Genomic DNA, 21,088 nt, shown 5'->3' on the forward strand with positions numbered 1-21,088 from the left:
TCATCGCAGCGGCACCGAGACATCGGCGCCCGCTTCACGGGTCAGCCGGGCGTTCACCTTGGCCAGGGCGGGCGTCGGGACGAATCCGCCCGCCAGCAACGCCTCACCCTGTCGGAACCAGGGCGCCTGGGCGAGCAGGCCGCTCGGCGCGTAGCCGAAGTAGGTGCCGAGTTCCTCCAGGTCGGATGGGGAGGTCATCTTCATCAAGGCGAGGTTGTCGCACTGAGAGATGATGCCGGGGTGCACCTTTGACGGGCGCTGTGTCGACAGCAGCAACCACAGACCGAATTTGCGCCCCTCGGCGGCGATCTGGATCAACCGCTCGCGCACCGCGACGGCCACCGGCGATTCGAGCCGGGGCGAGGCGAGGTTGTGCGCTTCGTCGATCACCAGTAGAACCGGGCGGCGTTCCTCGCGTTTGGCCCACAGATCGTCGAGCAGCGACAAGGCGACGACGAGTTGCTGTGCGGGCGTGGAGAATCCGCCGAGATCCAGGACCGTCACATCGGGGCGATCGGCGACGATCTCGGTGACCGCCTGGTCGGTTCCCGCCCAGACCTCCCAGTCGAGCAGTCCCAGATTCTCCACGCGCATCGCGAGTCGGCGGCGAGCCGTGTTCTCGACGGCACGCAGGTTGTCCAGGACATCGTGGACTTCGCCGGACATCGCCGACGACAGATGGATCAGTTCGTTGAACTCCTCCCTGTCGGCCACCGGATCCAGCTGCAGCACAGCGGCCTTCGAGGTCAAGGGCATGTCGATGAACTTCGCCCGCAGGCGACCGGGTGGCTCCGATTTCGGTCGCAGGACGCGGATATCGCGCTCGCGCAGGGCCTGCGCGGTGGGGCCGGTGGCGCCGGGGATCACCTCGCCGATGCGGACGAAATCGGAATTCGGGTCGAAGATGACGATCGGCAGCGCGGTGTGCGCGATCAGCTGCTCGAGGACGACGCCGAGCGCGTAGGTCTTGCCGGAACCGCTCTGGCCACACCAGAACGTGTGCCGGTTGAAGCGGGCGGGGAGCAGTCGGGCGGGGCCGCCGGGCGCCGACAGACTCACGCCCACCTCGAGTTCGGCGCCGGTGGTGTGGTGGAGTGCGGCGACGGTGTCGCGATCGGCGGGGCCGATCTCCCCGCCGTCGAAGGCGTGACTGGCTCTGGTGTCGATCCCGTCATCGGTGAGTTCGCCGATCAACCTGCCGCGTAACCCGACGGGCACGGTCGCCGTGCGCTCCTCGACCAGCCCGAGCTGCCTGCGCCCCGCGCAACTGACCACGATCAGGGATCCGGCGGGGAAGGAGCTGGCCGCGGCGTTCTCGACGACGAACGAGCGGCCGTCCTCGGAGCGCACGGACAGGACAGCGGGTTCGGCAGACATGGACGTGTCCTCCCGGTGGCGCGTCGACGAGCATCCTGCTGGCAACCACCAGTAAACACGGCCCGGTCACGTCTTCCGGTACCGCGCGCACGTGTGTCGGGTGCTGTCTGCGGCCCTCGTACCGGAGTGTGCTGAAAGATGCTTGCGCAGTGAGGTTTTACCTGGTCAAAGACCGAATGTAAGTACATTTGCAATTGCATTCGAGGCGCGGAGCGGGGGTATTCTTCTGGGCGATGCCGCAATGACGGCAGCACCCGATTCTCGTTTCCGGAGGTCGCCTGTGGCGAACGAAACGACGACGCTGGAGTTCTCGGCGCCGACACCGCGCAGTGCGGAGTTCGAGCAGTGGGAAGCGTTGATGACGAAGACGTATTTCCCACTCGCGCTCGATCCCACATTGGACGCGCCCACGTTCGGCAGGCTCACCAGCAGCCCCTTGCCCGGAGTCGCCGACTTCTCGCTGACCGCGCTCGCGGGCTGGAATCAGGAATTCCGGCGCACCAAGACGCATGTGGCGTGTGCCGACGAGGAATACCTGCTGGTCAGCATTCAGGTCGCCGGTCGTGCCCGGCTCACCCAAGACGGCCGCTCGGTGCTGCTGAAGCCGGGCGAGATGACGTTTCTCGACACCGCACGGCCCTCGCTCTGGCACGACAGCGTGTCCTACGAGCAGGTGCTCGTGCGAGTGCCGACGCGACTGCTCCGCCTGCAGCCGGGTCTCGCCGAGGTCCGCATACCGACCGCCACCGCGATTGCTCCGGACAGCCCGGCGGGCGTGGTGGCCACCTATTTTCGTGAGCTCGCCCGGGTCCGCGCGCAATCGCCCGCACAGGCCGACATCCTGGCCAGAAGTGCGCTCGACCTCCTCGGCTCGGCGGTGCTGCTCGCCGCGGGGAGCGAACCTGTCGATGCCCCTGCTGACGCGCTCAGTCGCGAACACGTCATGGTCTACCTCCGAAAGCGGTGCACCGACCCGGAATTGACCGTCGACGAGGTGGCCGCGGCCTGTCACATCTCGCGCCGCACGCTGTTTCGAATCTTCGACGGCACCGGCGACAGCCTCAGCACCACCCTGCGCAGATTGCGGATCATGCATGCGCGCAAGCTGCTGGCCCGTACGAGAAGCCACCCACCCGCAGCGGTCGCTTACGCCTCGGGATTCGCCTCCGAACGGCACTTCTATCGGGTGTTCCACCAGGAAACTGGGATGACGCCCGGCGAATATCGGCAGTCGCACATCGGCTGATCAACGTGGCACTGATTGTCAGAGGCTTGGCGCGGGAGGACTGCCAGCACGATCGTTCTCGCAGCACACTGGATCTCGTCGGACCAGTGCGTACGAGGAGCGATCACGATCGCCGACGCCACTGGAACGTGAAGTCTTCGCCGGCGGTGTAGCGCCGTCGGCGGTTTACCACACCGAACTGGGCTGGGTCGGCGTCCTGGGGGGAGTCGACCATGTTTGCCCGGGCCGGCGCGTGGACCTGTGGCGGGAGCAGGTCCACGTCGCCGCGTTCTCCGGATTGACCGTGTAAGTCAGGGCTGCTGTTCGACCGATCTCGTAGTCGGCGAGGCGACGAAGCCGCGGACCGGCGGACAGGATTGTCTGCGGACAGGGTGACGGTCGGGCTTACTGGCGATTTCGTGAGCCGGTCAGGATCTGACCAACCGGGCGATCGCGTCGGTGGCCTCTTTGATCTTGGCTTCGGCCTCGGGTCCACCGGCGATCGCCGCGTCGACGACGCAGTGTGAGATGTGATCCTCGAGCAGCCCCATCGCGACGGCCTGTAGTGCCTTGGTCATGGCGGAGACCTGGGTGAGGATGTCGATGCAGTACTTTTCCTCTTCGACCATCCGCTGGAGGCCGCGCGACTGACCCTCGATGCGGCGCAGTCGCTTGAGGTAGTCGTCCTTGGCGGTGATGTAGCCGTGGCCTGCGTGCTCGCCGCCGGTCGCGGTGTCGGGGGTGGGTGTTGTCACCGTAGGTCTCCTCGCCTGCCTGGTAGCTCGCGTGGCGAACTAATACCCCCCTAGGGTACAGTTTCGCGGTCGAAATGTCAGGTGACAGGTCCCCGGTGCTGCGCGCGGACGGCCCGGGCGGAAGAATCGGCGCTATGAGTTCGCTTCCCCGGCCCGCACTCGCCGTCATCGGCGGCAGCGGTTTCTATGACTTCTTCGACCACGACGCGGTGCACGTCGAGGTCGACACACCGTATGGCGCGCCGAGTGCGCCGGTCGCGATCGGGGAGGTCGAGGGCCGCGCCGTCGCCTTCCTGCCCCGGCACGGCAAGCAGCACGAGTTCGCGCCGCACACCCTGCCCTACCAGGCGAACATGTGGGCGCTGCGTTCGCTCGGGGTGCGCCGGGTGTTCGCGCCGTGCGCGGTCGGCAGCCTGCGCGCCGACTGGGGTCCCGGCACCGTGGCGGTGCCGGACCAGCTCGTCGATCGGACCTCGGGTCGCCCGCAGACCTACTTCGACGGCGGCGGTGTGCACGTCTCCTTCGCCGATCCCTACTGCGATGATCTGCGCGCCGCCGCGGTGAAGTCCGCCGGTGACCTTCGGGTCGAGGATTCCGGCACGATGGTCGTCGTTCAGGGCCCGCGCTTCTCGACCCGCGCCGAGAGCCGCTGGTTCGCCGGGCAGGGCTGGGACCTGGTCAACATGACCGGCCACCCCGAGGCTGTTCTCGCTCGCGAACTCGAAATGTGCTACGCGGCAGTCGCTCTCGTCACCGACTTGGATGCCGGCCTGGAAGAGGGCGACGGTGTGCACGCAGTCGATGTGTTCGCCGAATTCAAGAAGAACCTCGGACCCTTCAAAGAGCTCATGCGACGTGCGGTCACCGCGGTCGACGACACCGACACCTGCGAGCGCTGCCGCGTACACGCCGGGGTGTCGCTGCCCTTCGAACTGCCCTGATCACCCCGGCTGCGCGGTGACCTGCAACTGAGCGAGCAGGAAAGCAGGCGCCGCGCCGCCGCCGGGCAGCGGTGACACCTCGACGTCGACGGTGAGCCAGCCACCCGCCTCGGCGGCCAGCCGCAACCCGCTCAACCCGGCGCGCGTGGCACCGGCCAGCACCTCGGCCCGCAGGGCGGCGATTCTGGGCCGGTCCTCGGGATGCGGGACGGTTCGCTCGTCGACCCCGCGCCATGTCAGCCCCGGCACCGGCTCGGTGACCCAGCGCACCGCGCGCACCTGGGCGGTGTCGACGATGACCAGGTAGAGGCCCGGCTGGGACTCGCGCAGCAATTCGAGCGTCGCGGCCTCGAACGACTTGTTCTGCGGGGCAACACTGTCGGTGACATCGACGGACACCCCGCGCCACGTGAACCGCTGCTCGGCGTCGCCGTTGCGCGCGGCCACCAGCAGCGAGCGCGGGCCGATCGCCGAATGCACGGTGGCGACGCCCGACCACCTGCTCCGAGGTTGCGAACGGTACAGCGCGGCAACGAATTCCAGCGCTCGATCGAAACGCTCGATCCGCTCGAACGGCTCGGCACCGCTGTATTCGACCGGGGCCGAACCGAAGTGGGGTCCGAGCCCGGCGGGATGAGTGCGGACCACGCGGGCGTATGCGTCGACCTGGAACGGGGCCACGCGAAGCTCGTCGGCCGGGACCTCCGGCCCCACCCACACCTTCACCGCATGCACGGACGAGTCCGGCCACAACACCGGCACGGCCCGAAATCGTAACTCCGACCAGGGGTTGCGCGACTTCGGCAACATCTGCTCCACCGGCGTCCCGGTCTCGTGCGCGGCCGCGATCAACGGCTGCAACCGGGCCGGAACAGCCCGCTGATACGACGCCCATTCGCGCGGCGTGGTACCCGCGGTCAACATCGACCAATCCCGCGACGTCCCCAACGTCTCCACCAACTGCCAACGTCCGATAATCACCCCGTGCGACCCCCTGCGCCCCATGAACGAAACCGACAGCCCTATGGTGCACGAGCCGACCGGCGGCTCCGGTACCGGGGCATTTCGGGGTCGATAAGCTCGGCGGCATGAATGCACCGCTGCGGTTGGAGATCATCGTCGCCAGCACCCGGCCCGAGCGATTCGCGCCCGTGGTCGCCGGCTGGCTGGTCACCGCGCTGGGGGAGCGGCCGGAATTCGAGGTGGGGGTGCTCGATCTGCGCGATCTGGCGTTGCCGGTGGACCTCACCGAAACGCCGGAGGTCGAGGCGTTCCGGGCCAGGCTGGCCGGTGCGGACGCGTTCGTCGCCGTCACCTCCGAGTACAACCACGGGTATCCGGCTTCGCTGAAGACCGCGCTCGACAGCGCCAAGCACGAGTGGCGGGCCAAGCCGATCGGGTTCGTCTCCTACGGCGGGTTGTCGGGTGGGTTGCGCGCGGTCGAGCAGTTGCGTCAGGTGGTCGCGGAACTGCACATGGTGTCGGTGCGCGAATCGGTGAGTTTCGCCCAGGCCAAACGCCGCTTCGACAAGGCCGGCATGACCGACGACGCCGCCGCGATCGACGCATGCGACCGCATGCTGAACCAATTGTCCTGGTGGGGAACGACTTTGCGGGCAGCCCGGACCGTGGAACCGTATCCGGGCTGAGTCGGCCGTGGCGTCGCCCGCGTGGTGACGCGAGCTACGGCGAACCGATCAGGCCGACGCCATCGCGCGCTGACCACGCGGCTGGCCGATGTAGGTCGACTCGCGCGGAATCGATACCAGCGTGAGGTTCACCCTGGTCGTTCCCGTGCGCAGCACCACGCGGTTGCCGATCGCTCCGGGCTGGAAGATCTCCAGGTCGGGGCGAGAAGCGGGCCAGCCGTTCGGATCACCGGTGAGGTAGATCGTGGTAACACCGGCGTGCGGGGCGGGCGCGAGCACACCGTCCACCACCGTCGCGGTGAAACCCGCGTCGGACTGGTGTGTTTCGACGGCGATGGTCAGCCGCTCCGGATTGCCGACGGTGGTCACCAACTGCTCCCAGGCCTGCGCCCGGTCGGTGCGCACCAGCACCCGCTCGCCGACAGCCAGCGCGCGGAACACCAACTGCTGGGCCAGGTACAGCTCACCGGCGACGTACACGGTGGAGATACCGGCGCCGACGATCCTGGTGGCGACGCCGTTGCCCTCGTCGTCGGAGCCCAGCAGCTGCCCGCAACCCGACGACGGAAGATGCAGTGCGCCGATGACGTCGATCGGGTACTCGATGGTCGGGATCGTGTCGTCGACACCGGGCACCGCGATCGGCAGGTGCGCCAGCAGCGCGTCGCGATGACGACCGCTCATCGACACCATGCCCTTGGACTTGGTCTTCTCGGGCAGCTCGCGCGCGGTCAATCGCCATGCGGCGCCGACACTCACGGATTCGGCGTCGCTACCGGGACGCAACCGCACCGCGACCGTCGTCCCCCGCGACGGCGCGACCCACAGCTGCGCGAGCAGATCCGAACCCAGCTGCTTGGGATCCACCGCACTGCCGATGTTCACCGCGTTGCCGATCTCGGCGTACTTCCATCGCTGACTCAGCGTGCGCGGATCGAGACCCGCGGTGATCTGCTGAACGGCCTTGCGGATCTCCGGTGCGGTGAGGATGCGCGCATTGCAGTCGGCGTCTTCGAGCGTGCGCATGATTCGCTGGGTGGCGATGGTGACCGAGCGGGAAGCGCCGTCGGTGCCGCCGCCACGACGAGCCGTCGCGTCCGGGCAGGCCACCGCGTCGAAGCTGATGGCGAGCCACACGGTGCGGTGGGCGGTCGCGGGCAGCGGGCCGAGCAGCGATTCGTAGATCGCGCCCGCGGGTGTGCCGGACCGGCTGCGGTGGCCGTGGCTGATGATGTCGATCCCGCTGAGCAGGATGTCGTGCTGGTGGAGGCAGGCGGCCAGTTCGGGCAGCGGCAACAGGTGCGAGGCGTGCACGGCGGTGCGAGCGATTCGGGTCAGCCCGCCGCGCGGCGGCAGCACCTCGACGACGGTGACCACGCGACTGCCGTCCCAGTACAGGCCGAGCGAGCGCCCGTCGGTGTCACGGAAGTCGACGGTGTCGCCGAGTGTGTAGTCGCGCTTGGCGGAATACCGGCGGATGGTCGAGATCCAGTCGAGGATCGTGCGCTTGCCGATCGGGATCAGCGGCAGCAGCGCCACCACGACGGCGATGGCGAGCGACGTCAGCGCATCGATGCGGCAGATCAGCGCGACAACCCCCGCGATCAGGCCGAGGACCTGCGCAATGAGTAGGTGCGGCAGCGAAATCCGACCGAACAGCGGGCGCGGTCCCGCCCCGGTGAACTCAGCCATTCGTTCCTCCCCCAGGTACCCATTTGTCGATCGGCCGATGGCCGAATGCGAACAACTGCTGCCGGGAACTGTACTGTGTTGCCCGGACGAGAGCACTGTTCGGGGGAGGAACCATGCCTTCAAAACCCACAACGCGCTGGCAGGTCAGCGGATACCGCTTCCTGGTGCGGCGAATGGAGCACGCCCTGGTGCGCCGGGATGTGCGCATGCTGCACGACCCGATGCGCGCGCAGACCCGTGCCTACGTGGTCGGGCTGGTGCTCGGCATCGTGGTCCTCGCAGGGTGTGGTGTGCTCGCGCTGCTGCGCCCGCAGGACAAGATCGGCGACAGCAAGATCCTGATCGCGAAGGAATCCGGCGGCGTCTACGTGGTCGTCGACAATGTGGTGCATCCCGCGCTGAACCTGGCCTCGGCCCGGCTGGCGGCCGGTGAGGCGTCGAAGGCCGCGATCGTCAAGGAGTCCGAGCTCGGGAAGAAGCCCCGCGGTCAGCTCATCGGCATTCCGGGCGCCCCATCGTCGATCCTCTACGACAAGGGCGGCAAGGGCCGCACCTGGACGGTGTGCGATCAGCTCAAGTCCGACGGCACAGCGGATCTGACCACGTCGGTGCTGGCCGGTGACCCGAATCTCGGCGCCAAGGCATCGAAGGTGGATGCGGGCAAAGCCATGCTCGTGAAGGGCAAGGACGCCGTCTACCTGGTCTACGACGGCAAGCGTGCGCGCGTGAAGATGGACGATCCGGCCGTCACCCACGCACTCGGCATCACCGGCGTGACTCCGCGCCCGATCGGCGAGGGCCTGCTCAACGCGATTCCCGAAGTGCTGCCGCTGATCACGCCGGTCATCGACAACCCCGGTGGCACACCGACTTACAACGTGAGCGGCCACAAGATCGGTGACGTGGTCCAGGTGTTCAACGAGCCCAACCAGAACTATGTGGTGCTCCAGAACGGGCTGCAGGAGATTTCGGCGCTGACCGCCCAGATCATCCGCAACTTCTATCCGACCATGATGAACGGCACGACTATTCAGTCGACCGACCGCACCTACGCGACCATCGTCCAGACGTTGAAGGTGCAGGACTACCCGCGCGAGCGGCCGACGCTGATCACCGCCAAGGACCAGCCGGTCAGCTGCATGTCGTGGAAGCCGATCGCGGGCGCCACCGACAACGCCGACGCCACCGCACGCGCCGAGCTGACCTTGCTGACCGGCATCGATCTGCCGATCCCGGACAAGGCGAAGATGGTCGACCTCGCGCAGGCCGACGGCGCGGGCCCGAACGCGGACACCGTCTTCATTCCGCCGGCGTCCGGCGCCTACGTGCAGTCCACCGGCATCGAACCGAACAGCCGCCGCAAGGACAGCCTGTTCTACATCGCCGATACCGGCGTCCGCTTCGGCATCAAGAACGCCGACGCGGTCAAGGCGCTCGGCCTGGAGGAAGTCAAGGCCGAGCCGGCGCCGTGGCCGATCATCGGACTGCTCGCGGGTGGGCCGACGATGGGCCGGGAAGAGGCGATGGTCGCGCACGACGGTGTCGCGCCCGATCCCTCGCCGGCCAAAAAGCCTGTCGCCACGGTGAATTAGTCGGGTAGGGCTGCCGACTTCGCGGAATCGGAGCGAAGTTCGGCGACCTCGGTCCGTAAGGCTCTGACCTCGTCGACCAGTTCGCGGAGCATGCTCTCGGCACGGTCGGCGGCATCGTCGACGGTCTTGAGCTGTTCGACGACCCAGCTGGTCATGGTGCCGATGGCGAAGGAGATCAGGCCGATGCCCAACGTCATCAGCACCAGCGAGACCAGTCGGCCCTCGGTGGTCACCGGGTAGACGTCGCCGTAGCCGACCGTGGTCACCGAGACCGCCGACCACCACAGTGCGTCGCCGAAAGTCTCGATCTTGGAGTCGGGTGCGCCGTATTCGGCGTCGAAGAAGGCCAGACTCGACAGCAACAGGATCAGCAGGGAACTGGTGGCCACGAAGGTCACCAGGCGGGTGCGCGGGTGCGTCGCGCGGTTGAGGGCGTCGAGCAGCAGCAGCGAAGCACGGAGCAGACGCAGCGGGCGAAACGGCGGCACGAGCACGACCAGCAGGTCTAGTGGGTGCTTGCGGACGAAGCGCAACCGGTCGCCCGAGAGCCGCAATCTGACCACGAAATCGACGAAGAACACTGCCCAGATCGCGATATCGGCCAGCACGAGGCTGGTGTCGAGCCGCGGTGACACATCGGTGTCGAGCACCCGCCACGCGTACATGATGACGAACACCACCGCGAGCGCCATCAACGGCAGATTGGTCGCGCGCTCCCACCGCTGCCTGCGGGTGGGTGGACGGTCGGTTGTTGACGAATTCATGCGGCTACCTGGGTCGACGGGCTCTGGCCCGCCGACCGTACCCTGCTCTTTGGTCGAGCAGGTCAGAGATCGTCGGCCGACATCCCGAATTTGCGCCGGATCGGGAACGACGCCAGTACGCCGAGGACCAGGATGAGGCCGATGGCGCCGGAACCGATCAGGGCCACGTTGCGCGCGGTGTTGTCCGCGGGCGGCGGCGGTGCGGGCACCGCGAGCTGCAGGCTGCGCGCCGGGCTGGCCTGCTTCGGCGGAAGTTCCCTCGGCACTTCGTTGGTGAGCGCCGCGACGGGATCCACTGCGCCGTAACCGATGTACGGATTCCAGCCCTCTGCCGGTGCGTGGGCCGTGGCCTGCAACCGCTGGATGACCTGCTTGGCGGTCAGGTCCGGGAACCTGTCGCGCACCAGTGCGGCGACGCCGGCGACATACGGCGAAGCGAAACTTGTTCCGCTGTAGGCCATGTACTTGCCCTGGTTGTCGTACTTGCCGTCGGAGATGCCGGTGGTCCTGGCATCGAGGGACGTAATGCCTTCTCCCGGTGCGGCAATGCCGACCCACGGACCGGGCACGGTGAACGACGACGGTGCGCCGTTGGCGCTGATGGAGCCGACCGAGAGCACATACTCGTCGTACCAGGCGGGATTCACATAGGTGCGGATCGTGCTCCACAGATCTTGTGCGGGCTTGAGCGGGTCGGGCCCGGGATTGCCCGACTTGCAGGCGTTGTCGGAGTTACCCGCCGAGCTGACGATCACCACGTCCTTCTCCAGCGCCGCGTACCGCACAGCTGCGCCGAGCGCGCCGAACGCCGCTTCGTTGGCCGGGGAAACGCTGTTGCAGGCGACGAGCGAGATGTTGATGACGCGGGCGCCGAAGTCGGCTGCCCGCCGGATCGCGCTCGCGAGTGAGGAGACCTTGCCGTAGCCCTCGGGAAAATCGTCGGGCCCTTTGTTCCGGCCCGCGCCCTCGGACTGGTAGAGGGAGCTGGTCTGGCGAATGCTGAGGATGCGGGCCTCGGGCGCGACACCGGAGAAGCCCTGGTTGTCGATCTTGGTCGCGCCGATGATGCCGGCGACGACCGTGCCGTGCACGTCGCAGTCCTCGGTCCCGTTGCCGCCCGCGGCCACGTAGTCACCGCCTGCCCACAGATCGGGCAGGCGGGGGTGGGGCTCCACGCCGGTGTCGATCACCGCGACGAGTTGTCCTGCGCCACGCGAGAATTCCCACGCCCGCTCCAGATCGAGGGAGCGCTGGCTGGGAGGAATCACCGCCGTCGCCGTACTCGCCTGGGTGCGGAAGCACAGTCCGTTGGTACCGCTGCCGCGTTCGGTCTTGTCCGGCGGCGCGGCGGGATCTCCCGCGGGCAGCATTCCGGGGTCGATGGCCGGCGGCCGGTCCGCGTGCGCTGTGCCGTAGAGACCGAATCCGGCGTTCAGACCGACGACCAGAGCAACGGCCGTCAGTCGAAAGCCGAGCCTCACAGCCCGCGAACCAGCGAGTAGAGATCGGCGACCCAGAACACCAGCGGCAGCACCGCGGCGACGAACGCGTACTCGAGCAGTTCGACGGCCCGGCGCATCGGCGGCGTCGCGGACTGGTTCGGCACGATCAGGCCCATCACCAGCGCCGAGATCAGAATCACCAGCGCGGCACCGAAAACGACCAGCGGCTGGCGCATTTCGAGCGCGACGCCCACCAGCATGATCAGCACGATCGACGAGCCACCCGCGATCAGCACGATGGCCTGTTCGGCGCCCGCGTAGGTGCGGCTGCGGAACATCAGTACCACCGCGCACACCAGCGCGAGCGAGATACCGGGCCAGTAGGGATCTTCGGAGCCTGCGTCGGTCGCCAGCAGCGCGCCGGCGACGGTGACCAGCGTGGTCGCGCTGACCAGGCCGGCGAGGTAGTTACGGGCCCGCTCCGACCGCGCCCGCAGGGCGTCGAGGGTCGGCAGGGCGCGGTGGTCGTCCGGATCGTCCTCGGTCGGATCGATCGGGGTGCCGGGGGAGGGGACCGGCGGCAACGGCAGTTTGGCCAGCAGCATCGAAACACGCGGCGCGAGTGAGAGTCCGGCCAGACCGAGCGCGGCGACGGCCGCGCCGATCGCCTTGACCGGCTGATCGGTGAGCAGCCCCACCAGGGCCGCGGGCACGCCGAACACCGAAACGGTCGCCGCGCCGATGAACAGCGCGAGGCCGATGCCGGTGACCCGCCAGGCGAGCACCGCGATGGAACCGAGCAGCGCGAATCCGAGCAGCAGATGCGCCGCGCCGTAGTGATCGGGCACCAGCAGCATGCCGCCGGTGAACGCGGTCGGCAGCGCGCAGCCGGCCAGCACGAGCGCGGCCGAGGCGTCGCGGTACATGCGGCTCAGCACCGTGCCCGCCACCACGCAGAGGATCGCGACGAACAGTGCGAGCGACCCGGAAACCCAGAACGGCAACGCATCCGGCGCGGCCAGCAGGCCGAAGCAGCCGACCAGCATGGTGAGCGCGGCGAGCACCGAACCGGTGACGCGGGCGGTCTTCGGGGTCCAGCTGCGGTAGTGCTCGGCGTCGGCGACCGCGACGTTGTACATGATGTCGTCGAACAGGGGCGTCGGCGCCGCGTGCGAGGCGCTCTCCAGCATGAGTAGTTCGCCGTCGCGTACGCCTTGTTCGCCGAGGCTGAGCGAGTTCGAGAACGGGGGGTGGCCGATGCGGGCGAGCACCCACTCGGCGGGTTCGTAGCGTTCGCCGTCGTTGTCGAAATCATTCGAGCGGCTGTGCTGCGCGACCATGTCGACCACGCTGGGGATGACGAGGGCGACCGGCACGTCGACCGGAATAGCCATGTCCACCTGCGTGTGCTTAGCCAGGATGGTTACTCGGGCAAGGTCCGGCGCGCGAACGATGCCGCGTGCGGAGTCCTCTTCCACATGATCGAGTCGCGCGTGCGTCAAAACTCCCCCAGTTCCGTCTCTACCTCGTGTTTCCGCTCGACCGCTCACACGGTCGACAGTTTGCGGAACCCACCGTTCGGACAGCAGAATGCCTGACGAACCATACGACATGTCGGCCGCGACCTCTACACTGAGCCCGTCGCGACGACAGATGAGCGAGTAGTCAAGCAGGGGGAGTCTTCGACCATGAGCACCGTCAGGTTCCAGCGCCGTGCCCGGCGCGAGATGCCGCGTACACCGGGTGGCGAGGTCACGCTGCAGCCGCCGCCGGAGATCCCGCGGATCACCCCGGGCAACCTGCTCGCGAAGCTGATGCCCGTCGTCATGGTCGTCGGCATGGTCGGCATGATGGCGCTGATGTTCACCCAGGGCAGCGGCATGCTGTCCAACCCGATGTCGATGATGTTCCCGATGATGATGATCATGTCGATGGTCACCATGTTCGGGCAGGGCGGTGGCAAGGGAGCCAAGGCCGCGGAAGCCAACGAGGACCGCAAGGATTATCTGCGCTACCTCGATCAGGTCCGTAAAGACGTCGACGAGACCGCCAAGCAGCAGCGCGCCGCCGTCGAGTGGAGCCACCCCGAGCCCGGCCTGATCTGGATGCTCGCGGGCACCAGCCGGATGTGGGAGCGCCGTTCCGGCGACAAGGATTTCTGCCACGCGCGCATCGGCCTCGGCGGCCAGCGCCTGGCGACCAGGCTGGTAGCCCCCGAAACCGGCCCCGTCGAAGAGCTGGAGCCCATCGCCGCGGTGTCGCTGCGTCGTTTCGTGCGCGCGCATTCCACGGTTCCCGATCTGCCCACCGCCATCGCGGTGAAGGGCTTCGGCACCGTCGCCCTCGACGGCGACCGCGCCCAGGCGCGCGACATGACGCGTGCGATGTTGTTGCAGCTGTGCATGTTCCAGGCGCCCGACCAGGTGCTCGTCGCGGTGGTCTGTGGCCCGGACACCGCCCGTGAGTGGGAGTGGACCAAGTGGCTCCCGCATACTCAGCACCCCGATTCCCAGGACGGCATCGGCACCCAGCGCATGTTCTACGGCTCCATCCGCGAGGCGATGAGCGGCCTGCATCCGCTGCTCGGCAACCGGGTCCGCTACTCGCGTAACCAGCCGAACAACCCGAACATGGTGCACGTGGTGATCGTCGTCGACGGTGGCCTGCTCGAGGCCGAGGACGACCAGCTGCGTGAGTCCGGGTACGAGGGCGTCACCATCATCGACCTGTGCAATTACGCACCGCGCCTTGCTGTTTCCCGTGGCATCAAGATGGTCGTCGAAGACGGCGAGTGCCTGGGCCGCGGTGCCACCGGCAACCAGGAACGCTTCGCCACCATCGACCGGGTCAGCGCCGAGCAGGCCCAGCAGCTCGCCCGCAGGCTCGCGCCCTACCGTGCGGCCACCCAGCGCAGCAGCGATGTCGAGACCGATGAGACCGAGACGATCTCCACCTGGTCGCAGCTGATGAACCTGGGCGATATCGGCAACTTCAACCCGGCCAGCGCCTGGCGTCCCCGCTACGGCCGCGAGCGTCTGCGCGTGCCGTTCGGCATCGGCGCCGACGGCGCACCGGTGGAGCTCGACATCAAGGAAGCCGCCGAGAACGGCATGGGCCCGCACGGCCTGTGCATCGGCGCGACCGGTTCCGGTAAGTCGGAGTTCCTGCGCACCCTGGTGCTCAGCCTGCTCGCCACCCACTCGCCCGACCAGCTCAACCTGGTCCTCGTCGACTTCAAGGGTGGTGCGACGTTCCTCGGCCTCGACGGCGTTCCGCACGTCGCCGCGGTCATCACCAACCTCGAGGACGAAGCCGACCTCGTCGACCGTATGAAAGACGCGCTGGCGGGCGAGATGAACCGTCGCCAGGAAGTCCTGCGGCAGGCGGGCAACTTCGCCAACGTCTCCGAATACGAGAAGGCCCGCGCGGCGGGCGCCGACCTCGACCCGCTGCCCGCGCTGTTCGTCGTGCTCGACGAGTTCTCCGAACTGCTCACCCAGCACCCCGATTTCGCGGAACTTTTCGTGATGATCGGCCGCCTCGGTCGCTCGCTGCAGGTCCACCTCCTGCTCGCCTCGCAGCGTCTGGAAGAGGGCAAGCTCAAGGGCCTGGAATCGCATCTGTCCTACCGCATCGGCCTGAAGACCTTCTCCGCCAACGAGTCCCGTCAGGTCCTCGGCGTCCCCGACGCCTACAACCTGCCGAGCACCCCCGGTGGCGGTTACCTGAAGTCCGATTCGGGTGAGATCCAGCGCTTCCAGGCTTCGTACGTGTCGGGTCCCTACGTCGGTGGTGGTTCGGCCCGCGAGGTCACCAGTGCCGGCATCGTCGGCGGCGAGATCGACGTCAACGCCCGGCCTTTCGCCGCGACCCACGTCGGCTTCCGCGCCGCCGATCGGGTTCCGCTGCCGGTGGAGGCCGAGTTCGAGCCGGAACCGGTCGGCGACGACAACGAGCAGATGTCGAACCTGAACATGCTGGTCTCGCGCATCTCGGGCCACGGCCGACCTGCCCACGAGATCTGGCTGCCGCCGCTCGACGAAGCGCCGACGATGGATCAGCTCGTGCCGCGCTCGATCCTCACCGGCGAATTCGCCGCGATCGCCACCTTGCGTGCCCCCATGGGCATCGTCGACCGCCCCTACGACCAGCGCCGCGACCCGTTCGTGGTCGACCTGTCCGGTTCGCGAGGCAATGTCGCGATCGTCGGCGGTCCGCAGTCGGGCAAGTCGACCGCCCTGCGTTCGATGATCATGGCGATGGCGTTGACCCACACCGCCGAGCAGGTGCAGTTCTACTGCCTCGATTTCGGTGGTGGCACGCTGACCAGCCTGCAGGGTCTGCCGCACGTCGGTTCGGTGGCAAGCCGCCTCGACGAGGACCAGGTCCGGCGCACCGTCGCCGAGATGACCACGATCGTTCGCACACGTGAGGCGAAGTTCCGTCAGCTCGGCATCGAGTCGATGGTCGAATTCCGTCGCCTGCGTTCGATGGACCCGGCGTCGAGCCCGGCCGCCCAGGGCGCGCACGAGGATCCGTTCGGTGACGTGTTCCTGGTGATCGATGGCTACGGCTCGATCCGCCAGGACTTCGACGCGCTCGAGCAGGTCATCATGAACCTTGCGGTGCAGGGTCTTTCGTATGGCGTGCACGTGGTGATCGCACTCGCCCGCTGGGCGGAAGCCCGCCCCGCGCTCAAGGACCAGATCGGCACCCGCATCGAGCTGCGCCTCGGCGATCCGATGGACTCCGACCTCGGCCGCAAGTTCGCGTCGCTGGTTCCGCAGGGTCGCCCCGGCCGCGGTATGACCGCCGAGTGCCTGCACATGCTCACCGCGCTACCGCGGATCGACGGCTCCGCCGATCCGTCCAATCTGGGCCAAGCGGTGTCGTCCGCGGTCGAGACGATCGCCCGGATGACGCCGGGCCGCCCCGCACCGCAGGTCCGCATGCTGCCCGATCAGCTGCCCCGCGAACAGCTGCTGTACCTGGCGGGCAACTGGCCCTCGCGCGTCGATCCGGCGACCAAGTGCCTGCGCATCCCGATCGGTATCAACGAGGCCGAGCTCGCTCCGGTCTACATCGATTTCGCGGAAAGCCCGCACTTCATCATCATCGGCGACTCCGAGTCCGGTAAGACCACGCTGTTGCGCTCGATCATCGAGGGCATCGCCGCGTCGAACACCCCCAACGAGGCACGGTTCATCGTCGGCGACTACCGCCGCTCGATGCTGGGCATCATCCCCGAGGGTTACCAGGCCGGATATGGTTCCACCGCACCGCAATTCACCCAGAACATGGCCGACCTCGCGGCGTATGTCGCCAAGCGGACCCCCGGTCCCGAGGTGACGCCACAGCAGTTGCGTGAGCGTTCGTGGTGGACCGGTCCCGAGCTGTATGTGCTCGTCGACGACTACGACCTGGTGGCCACCTCGTCGGGCAACCCGGTCTCGGCGCTCGTCGAGCATCTGCCGCACGCCCGCGACCTCGGCTTCCACCTGATCATCGCTCGCCGCTCCGGCGGAGCCAGCCGCGCCATGTACGAGGCGACGCTGGCGCGGATGAAGGACCTCGGTTCGGCCGCACTGGTGATGAGCTGCAGCAAAGACGAAGGCGTCATGGTCGGTACCACCCGTCCCGGCCCCAAGCCCGCCGGGCGTGGCACCTTCGTCACGCGTAATACCGAGGGCCTGGTCCAGACCGCCTGGATGCCGCAACCGGAATGACCGTCGTCGAGCTCGTTGTCAGCGAAGCCAAAGTATGGGCGCGTGGCGCCACCACCCATTGGGATGTCGCGCCGTCGGTCGTGTTGGGCAGCAACGGTTCCGATCTCGTCGTCGGTGAGCCGCTGACCCCGCCCACCCAGGCGGTGTCGGTAGTGCAGTACCTGGCCGGTGGTGTGCTCGCGTTGCCACCTCGGATGCCGACGGTGAGCCAAGCCCTGTCCGCGCTGCTCGCGGCGATCATGGACACCCTGCGGGTGACGCCGCTGTGTGAGCGGATCGTCGTCGTGCATCCCACCTCGTGGGGGCAACCCGAACTCGATCTGTTCGGTACCGCCGCACAGCAATTCACCCACGAGGTGGCGTTCGAGGCCTGTGCCCTGCGGGCCTCGGCCGTCGATGTCACCGCCAGTCGTAGCCGCCGCACCGCGATCATCGAATTCGGCATGCTGTCGACCTCGGCGTCGTCGGTCACCTACGACACGTACGGCACCCACGTCGAGGCGGTCGAGGTCGAACCGAACCTGGCTGCCTCCGAACTCGCCGACGAGGAAGGCTTCGGCCGGCTCACGGCACTTCTCGGCCGCCTGCTCGCCGATCGCCCCGCCGACGTCGTCCAGGTGTTCGGCGCTACCGATCCGGCGGTACTGGCCGCGGTCACCGCCGCAGTCGAAAGCGCGTGCGGTGCGGGCGTTCCCGTCAGCCCGCTGACCGGAACAGATCTGGCGCGCCCGACTCAGAAGACCCCCACCTACACGCCGAACATCCCGCCCGCGGCCGAGTGGATGCAGCCGCTGCGCGAACGTGCCGCGGCGACCAACCCGGTCGATCGCCGCCCGCTCTACATCGGCGCGGCGGCTCTCGCCGCTGTTGTCGCCGCGGCGGCGATCGGTGGCTTCTTCCTGTTCGGATCCGGTGACCAACAGGCCACGGCCGCCGTCGCGACCACCTCGGCCCCCGTGGTGACGAGCGAAGTGCCCCAACCCACGTCGGCGAAGCCGAAGCCGAAACCCACCACCGAGACGGTCGGCCGAGTCGTCGTCGAGATCCCTGTTGGCTGGCACCGCACCACGGACACCGACTCCCGCGCCGACCTCGTCCCCGACGACGCGGCCCGCCACCGCATCACCATCACCCAGAAACCGGTCACCCCCGGTGCCGGCTACGACGAGGTCGCCGCCGACCTCAGCGCCCAAATCGCCAAAAAGCCCGCGGGCACCGTCACTCCCGTGCGCCGAGACGTAGTCTTCGCCGGCCGCCCCGGACTCTCCTACGAAGAACGTCCCGCCGACGGGTCAACGGTTCGCTGGCAGGTCCTCGTCGAACGCGGAGTCCAGGTCAGCATCGGCTGCCAGTACGCCGAAAATGGTTGGGCCGGTGTGATTTCCGCCTGCGAGCAGGTCGTCGGAGGCGTCCACGTCGGGGCATGAGCCGCATCCTCTTCGCCGTACTCCTGGCGTCCTGCACTCTGGCATGCACCCCGGCCGAGCTGTCGACATCCAGCGCGCCTTCGTGCCCTGCCGACCTATCGTCAGCCACCACAGCCAACCCCGCCGGCTTCACCATCCATGCCCCGCAACTCCCGGGCTGGTCGGCCCAGCCGGTCGAAGGCGGCGGTCTCGTCCTCCACCGTATCGAAACCATCGAAGGCGCCGACCCACCCTTCGGCATGGCCATGGTCACCGTCACCACCTTCAGCCCAGCGAATACCGCCGACGCCGCGAGTAACACCCTGCGGATCCTGCGTCCCCACGAATCCGACTGGCACCGAACACGTTCCGAAGAAGTACGGATCTGCGGTACCTCCGCCCACCTCACCACCGGAACCACCGCCAACTCCCACAACGACTACCTGGAGTTCGCCTACCCGGTGGGCGACAAGTTCTACCCCATCCAAATAACCACCCGAACCCCCATCGCCAACGTGCCCCGCTACCGCTCGGACCTGGACACGATTCTGAGCGGTGTGCGGATCAGCGGGCGGTAGCGGATTGCCTCGATTCGGGTTCGGCGGCGTGCGCAAGTACGCTCGCAGCGGGTCGCCTGTGTACCGCCTGCGGCCTGTGAATCGGGAGGGGAAACCATGACTTATCCACCGCCGCAGCAAGGTCCGGGTTGGGCGCCCGGTCAGGGTGCGCCGCAGCAGTATGCCGGTCAGCAGCCGTATCCGCCGATGCAGCCGCCGCAGTACGGCTCGCAGCCGCATCCGCAGCCGGGCGGTCAGCCCCACCCGCAACAGGGTTGGGGTCAACCACCGCAGCAGGGATGGCCCCAACCGCCGCAGCGGAACCCGTGGTGGAAATCGCCCCTGGTGCTGGTCGGCGGCGCTGTTGTCGTCATCGGTGTGCTGGTGGTCGGGGTTGTCGCTGTCGCCGGCGGAGGCGACGACGAGGCGGGAACGGTCGCAGCACCCCCATCGTCGGTCCAGGAAGCGCCTGCGGCGCCCACCTCTGCGAAGAGCACCTCCAAACCCGCACCGACGACGACCAAGGCGGCCCCGCAACCTGTTTCGGCCGACGCCAAGATCGTCCTGGAAGCATTGCCCGCGCCCCTGCGCGAAGTCGTCGCCGTCAACAACATCACCGAGAAGGCCCCGATCGGCAACGACCCGTACGCGGTCCGGGTGGTCTTCACGGTGCCGGCCAAGAACGGCTTGACGGTAGGCCTGCTCAGAACAGCCGTCGACATCGACCGCTACCCGATCGCCTGGATCGATACCAACCCGGACAAACTGCTCCGTCAGTGGAGCAGTCAGCACCCGGAATGGCTGATGGACAAGGGCGAGAAGAAGTTCCGCATCGATGACACGATCCCGGGTGGCGGGGCCACCGTGGAAACCTTCAACACGGCGACGAAGCTGTACACGGTGATGTCAGGGTTCAAGGACAAAGATGCCGCGTTGAAATACCTCGAGCGCGCTGGGTTCTAGGACGGCCCCGCGCTGGTAGGCACCCCACTCCTCATCTGAGGGCGGCAACCCTGGGAGTGCAGTGGTCCTGAAACAAATCAGGCCCCGGCTGTGAGCCGGGGCCTGATTTGTATGGTGCTGAGATCAGAACAGACCCGCGAGAGCGGTGTCGGTGCCCTTGAGGTCCGAGTTACCGGTCTGCACCAGCGTGCCGGCACCTTCGAGGGTGGTGTTGAGCTGCTGCACGTGGGTGTTCCACTGCGCCTGCAGCTGAGTGAACGCATCGTTCGCGTCACCAGCCCAGTTGTTGGTGACGAAGTCGGTGACCTGCTTGTGGAAGTCTTCCAGCATGGTCATGATGCCGCGGGCATCCTGGACGATGCGCTGAGCACCGGCCTCGACCTCGCCGAAGTTAGCGGAAATCCGCGTGACGTCGTTGCCTGCCATCGATGGCTCCTTACTAAGTGTGGTGGGGTCGGATCAGAGAGCGGGGAGGTCGAGCGAGCTGACCTGGGCCTTCACCTGCGAGGCGAAGTCGTGGTCCTGCTCGTCGTAGGACTTACCAGCGTTACGCAGGTTCTCGCAGGTCTCGAGGAGCTTGTCGTTGAGCTTGTCGGCCTGGAAGTAGTAACGCTCCATGAAGGAGTCGAACGCTGCGCGGGCGCCACCACTCCACGTTGCGGTGGTCTGGTCCTCCAGCGTCTTCAGCGCCTGGATCGCGGTAAGCAGATCCTGGTGCTTGGACTCGGAGGTCTTCACGAAATTGTCAATTTCGGTTGCACTGGCACTGAGCTGACCCGCCATGGTGTCTTCCTTCCGATTTGCTGTGCTGGGAGTCGGGAGCAACTGCTCCGGTCGACCCGTTCATATGATTGGACGCGAGCCAGGGTGGATCGGTTCCCACATCTTCCGAGTTTTTTCGGCCCCCGGGATGACGTCGATGTCCACCCTGCTGTACCTGCGGATTCATGGCTCCGCTGTCGCCCGGGCGACACGAGGCCTACATGTCCGCGAATCTTC

General features: G+C 67.5%; 17 protein-coding genes. 8 read left to right on the plus strand and 9 right to left on the minus strand.

The genetic code is table 11. The features are described from left to right. Positions 1 to 1,377: an ATP-binding protein gene (locus ACFULV_RS28485; protein ID WP_378661954.1), complete on the minus strand. Its 1,377-nt coding sequence runs from the start codon at positions 1,375 to 1,377 to the stop codon at positions 1 to 3. 280 nt (positions 1,378 to 1,657) lie between these two features. Between ACFULV_RS28485 and ACFULV_RS28490 the strand changes: the two genes are divergently transcribed. After that, entirely contained in the window at positions 1,658 to 2,623 is a 966-nt protein-coding gene (locus ACFULV_RS28490; RefSeq protein WP_378661956.1) for a helix-turn-helix domain-containing protein, read from the plus strand. Positions 2,624 to 3,030: 407 nt separating this feature from the next. Here the strand turns inward: ACFULV_RS28490 and ACFULV_RS28495 are convergent, their stop codons facing one another. Continuing rightward, positions 3,031 to 3,357 carry a metal-sensitive transcriptional regulator gene (locus tag ACFULV_RS28495; RefSeq protein ID WP_378661959.1) on the minus strand — a complete coding sequence of 109 codons (327 nt, stop codon included), beginning with the start codon at positions 3,355 to 3,357 and terminating at the stop codon, positions 3,031 to 3,033. A 134-nt stretch (positions 3,358 to 3,491) separates the two neighbouring features. Between ACFULV_RS28495 and ACFULV_RS28500 the strand changes: the two genes are divergently transcribed. Continuing rightward, entirely contained in the window at positions 3,492 to 4,298 is an 807-nt protein-coding gene (locus ACFULV_RS28500) for an S-methyl-5'-thioadenosine phosphorylase (RefSeq protein ID WP_378661961.1), read from the plus strand. Here ACFULV_RS28500 and ACFULV_RS28505 read toward each other — a convergent pair whose 3' ends face one another. Next, the gene (locus tag ACFULV_RS28505) at positions 4,299 to 5,303 is read right to left on the minus strand and encodes a GAF domain-containing protein (protein ID WP_378661964.1); all 1,005 of its coding nucleotides are present in this window, start codon (positions 5,301 to 5,303) and stop codon (positions 4,299 to 4,301) included. An 83-nt stretch (positions 5,304 to 5,386) separates the two neighbouring features. On the opposite strand from ACFULV_RS28505, the gene ACFULV_RS28510 reads away from it, so the two are divergent. Next, positions 5,387 to 5,947 (plus strand): NADPH-dependent FMN reductase, encoded by a 561-nt coding sequence (locus tag ACFULV_RS28510; RefSeq protein ID WP_378661967.1) that lies wholly within the window; start codon positions 5,387 to 5,389, stop codon positions 5,945 to 5,947. A gap of 48 nt (positions 5,948 to 5,995) precedes the next feature. Here ACFULV_RS28510 and eccE read toward each other — a convergent pair whose 3' ends face one another. Next, positions 5,996 to 7,639: a type VII secretion protein EccE gene (gene eccE / locus ACFULV_RS28515; protein ID WP_378661969.1), complete on the minus strand. Its 1,644-nt coding sequence runs from the start codon at positions 7,637 to 7,639 to the stop codon at positions 5,996 to 5,998. A gap of 113 nt (positions 7,640 to 7,752) precedes the next feature. Between eccE and eccB the strand changes: the two genes are divergently transcribed. Next, positions 7,753 to 9,231, plus strand: coding sequence for a type VII secretion protein EccB (gene eccB, locus ACFULV_RS28520; RefSeq protein ID WP_378661971.1), 1,479 nt, complete (start codon positions 7,753 to 7,755; stop codon positions 9,229 to 9,231). Here the strand turns inward: eccB and ACFULV_RS28525 are convergent. The 3 genes from ACFULV_RS28525 to eccD all read right to left on the minus strand — a co-directional run bounded on the left by ACFULV_RS28525 (position 9,228) and on the right by eccD (position 12,939). Continuing rightward, a complete protein-coding gene (locus ACFULV_RS28525) occupies positions 9,228 to 9,995 on the minus strand; it encodes a potassium channel family protein (RefSeq protein ID WP_378661974.1) in 768 nt (255 codons plus the stop codon). The two genes, eccB and ACFULV_RS28525, sit on opposite strands and share 4 nt — an antisense overlap. A 62-nt stretch (positions 9,996 to 10,057) precedes the next feature. Continuing rightward, positions 10,058 to 11,476 carry a type VII secretion-associated serine protease mycosin gene (gene mycP / locus ACFULV_RS28530; RefSeq protein WP_378661977.1) on the minus strand — a complete coding sequence of 473 codons (1,419 nt, stop codon included), beginning with the start codon at positions 11,474 to 11,476 and terminating at the stop codon, positions 10,058 to 10,060. Continuing rightward, positions 11,473 to 12,939, minus strand: a complete 1,467-nt coding sequence (eccD, locus tag ACFULV_RS28535; protein ID WP_378632375.1) for a type VII secretion integral membrane protein EccD — start codon at positions 12,937 to 12,939, stop codon at positions 11,473 to 11,475. Before eccD ends, mycP begins: the two co-directional genes overlap by 4 nt. A gap of 186 nt (positions 12,940 to 13,125) precedes the next feature. Here eccD and eccCa point away from each other — a divergent pair, with 186 nt between their 5' ends. The 4 genes from eccCa (at position 13,126) to ACFULV_RS28555 (ending at position 20,089) form a co-directional block, all read left to right on the plus strand. Continuing rightward, entirely contained in the window at positions 13,126 to 17,163 is a 4,038-nt protein-coding gene (gene eccCa, locus ACFULV_RS28540) for a type VII secretion protein EccCa (RefSeq protein ID WP_378632377.1), read from the plus strand. Continuing rightward, complete coding sequence (locus ACFULV_RS28545; RefSeq protein WP_378661979.1) at positions 17,160 to 18,590, plus strand: type VII secretion-associated protein; 1,431 nt, start codon at positions 17,160 to 17,162, stop codon at positions 18,588 to 18,590. The genes eccCa and ACFULV_RS28545 overlap by 4 nt, the downstream gene beginning before the upstream one ends. Further along, positions 18,587 to 19,147: a hypothetical protein gene (locus ACFULV_RS28550; RefSeq protein ID WP_378661982.1), complete on the plus strand. Its 561-nt coding sequence runs from the start codon at positions 18,587 to 18,589 to the stop codon at positions 19,145 to 19,147. The genes ACFULV_RS28545 and ACFULV_RS28550 overlap by 4 nt, the downstream gene beginning before the upstream one ends. Before the next feature lie 96 nt (positions 19,148 to 19,243). Then, positions 19,244 to 20,089 (plus strand): hypothetical protein, encoded by an 846-nt coding sequence (locus ACFULV_RS28555; RefSeq protein ID WP_378661985.1) that lies wholly within the window; start codon positions 19,244 to 19,246, stop codon positions 20,087 to 20,089. A gap of 123 nt (positions 20,090 to 20,212) precedes the next feature. Here ACFULV_RS28555 and ACFULV_RS28560 read toward each other — a convergent pair whose 3' ends face one another. Both ACFULV_RS28560 and ACFULV_RS28565 read right to left on the minus strand, forming a co-directional pair. Further along, positions 20,213 to 20,515 carry a WXG100 family type VII secretion target gene (locus tag ACFULV_RS28560; RefSeq protein WP_378661988.1) on the minus strand — a complete coding sequence of 101 codons (303 nt, stop codon included), beginning with the start codon at positions 20,513 to 20,515 and terminating at the stop codon, positions 20,213 to 20,215. Between the two features lie 33 nt (positions 20,516 to 20,548). Continuing rightward, the gene (locus ACFULV_RS28565; protein WP_378661991.1) at positions 20,549 to 20,872 is read right to left on the minus strand and encodes a WXG100 family type VII secretion target; all 324 of its coding nucleotides are present in this window, start codon (positions 20,870 to 20,872) and stop codon (positions 20,549 to 20,551) included. Positions 20,873 to 21,088: the final 216 nt, after the last annotated feature.

Source organism: Nocardia sp. NPDC057272 (assembly GCF_042668615.1).
Lineage (GTDB): Bacteria > Actinomycetota > Actinomycetes > Mycobacteriales > Mycobacteriaceae > Nocardia.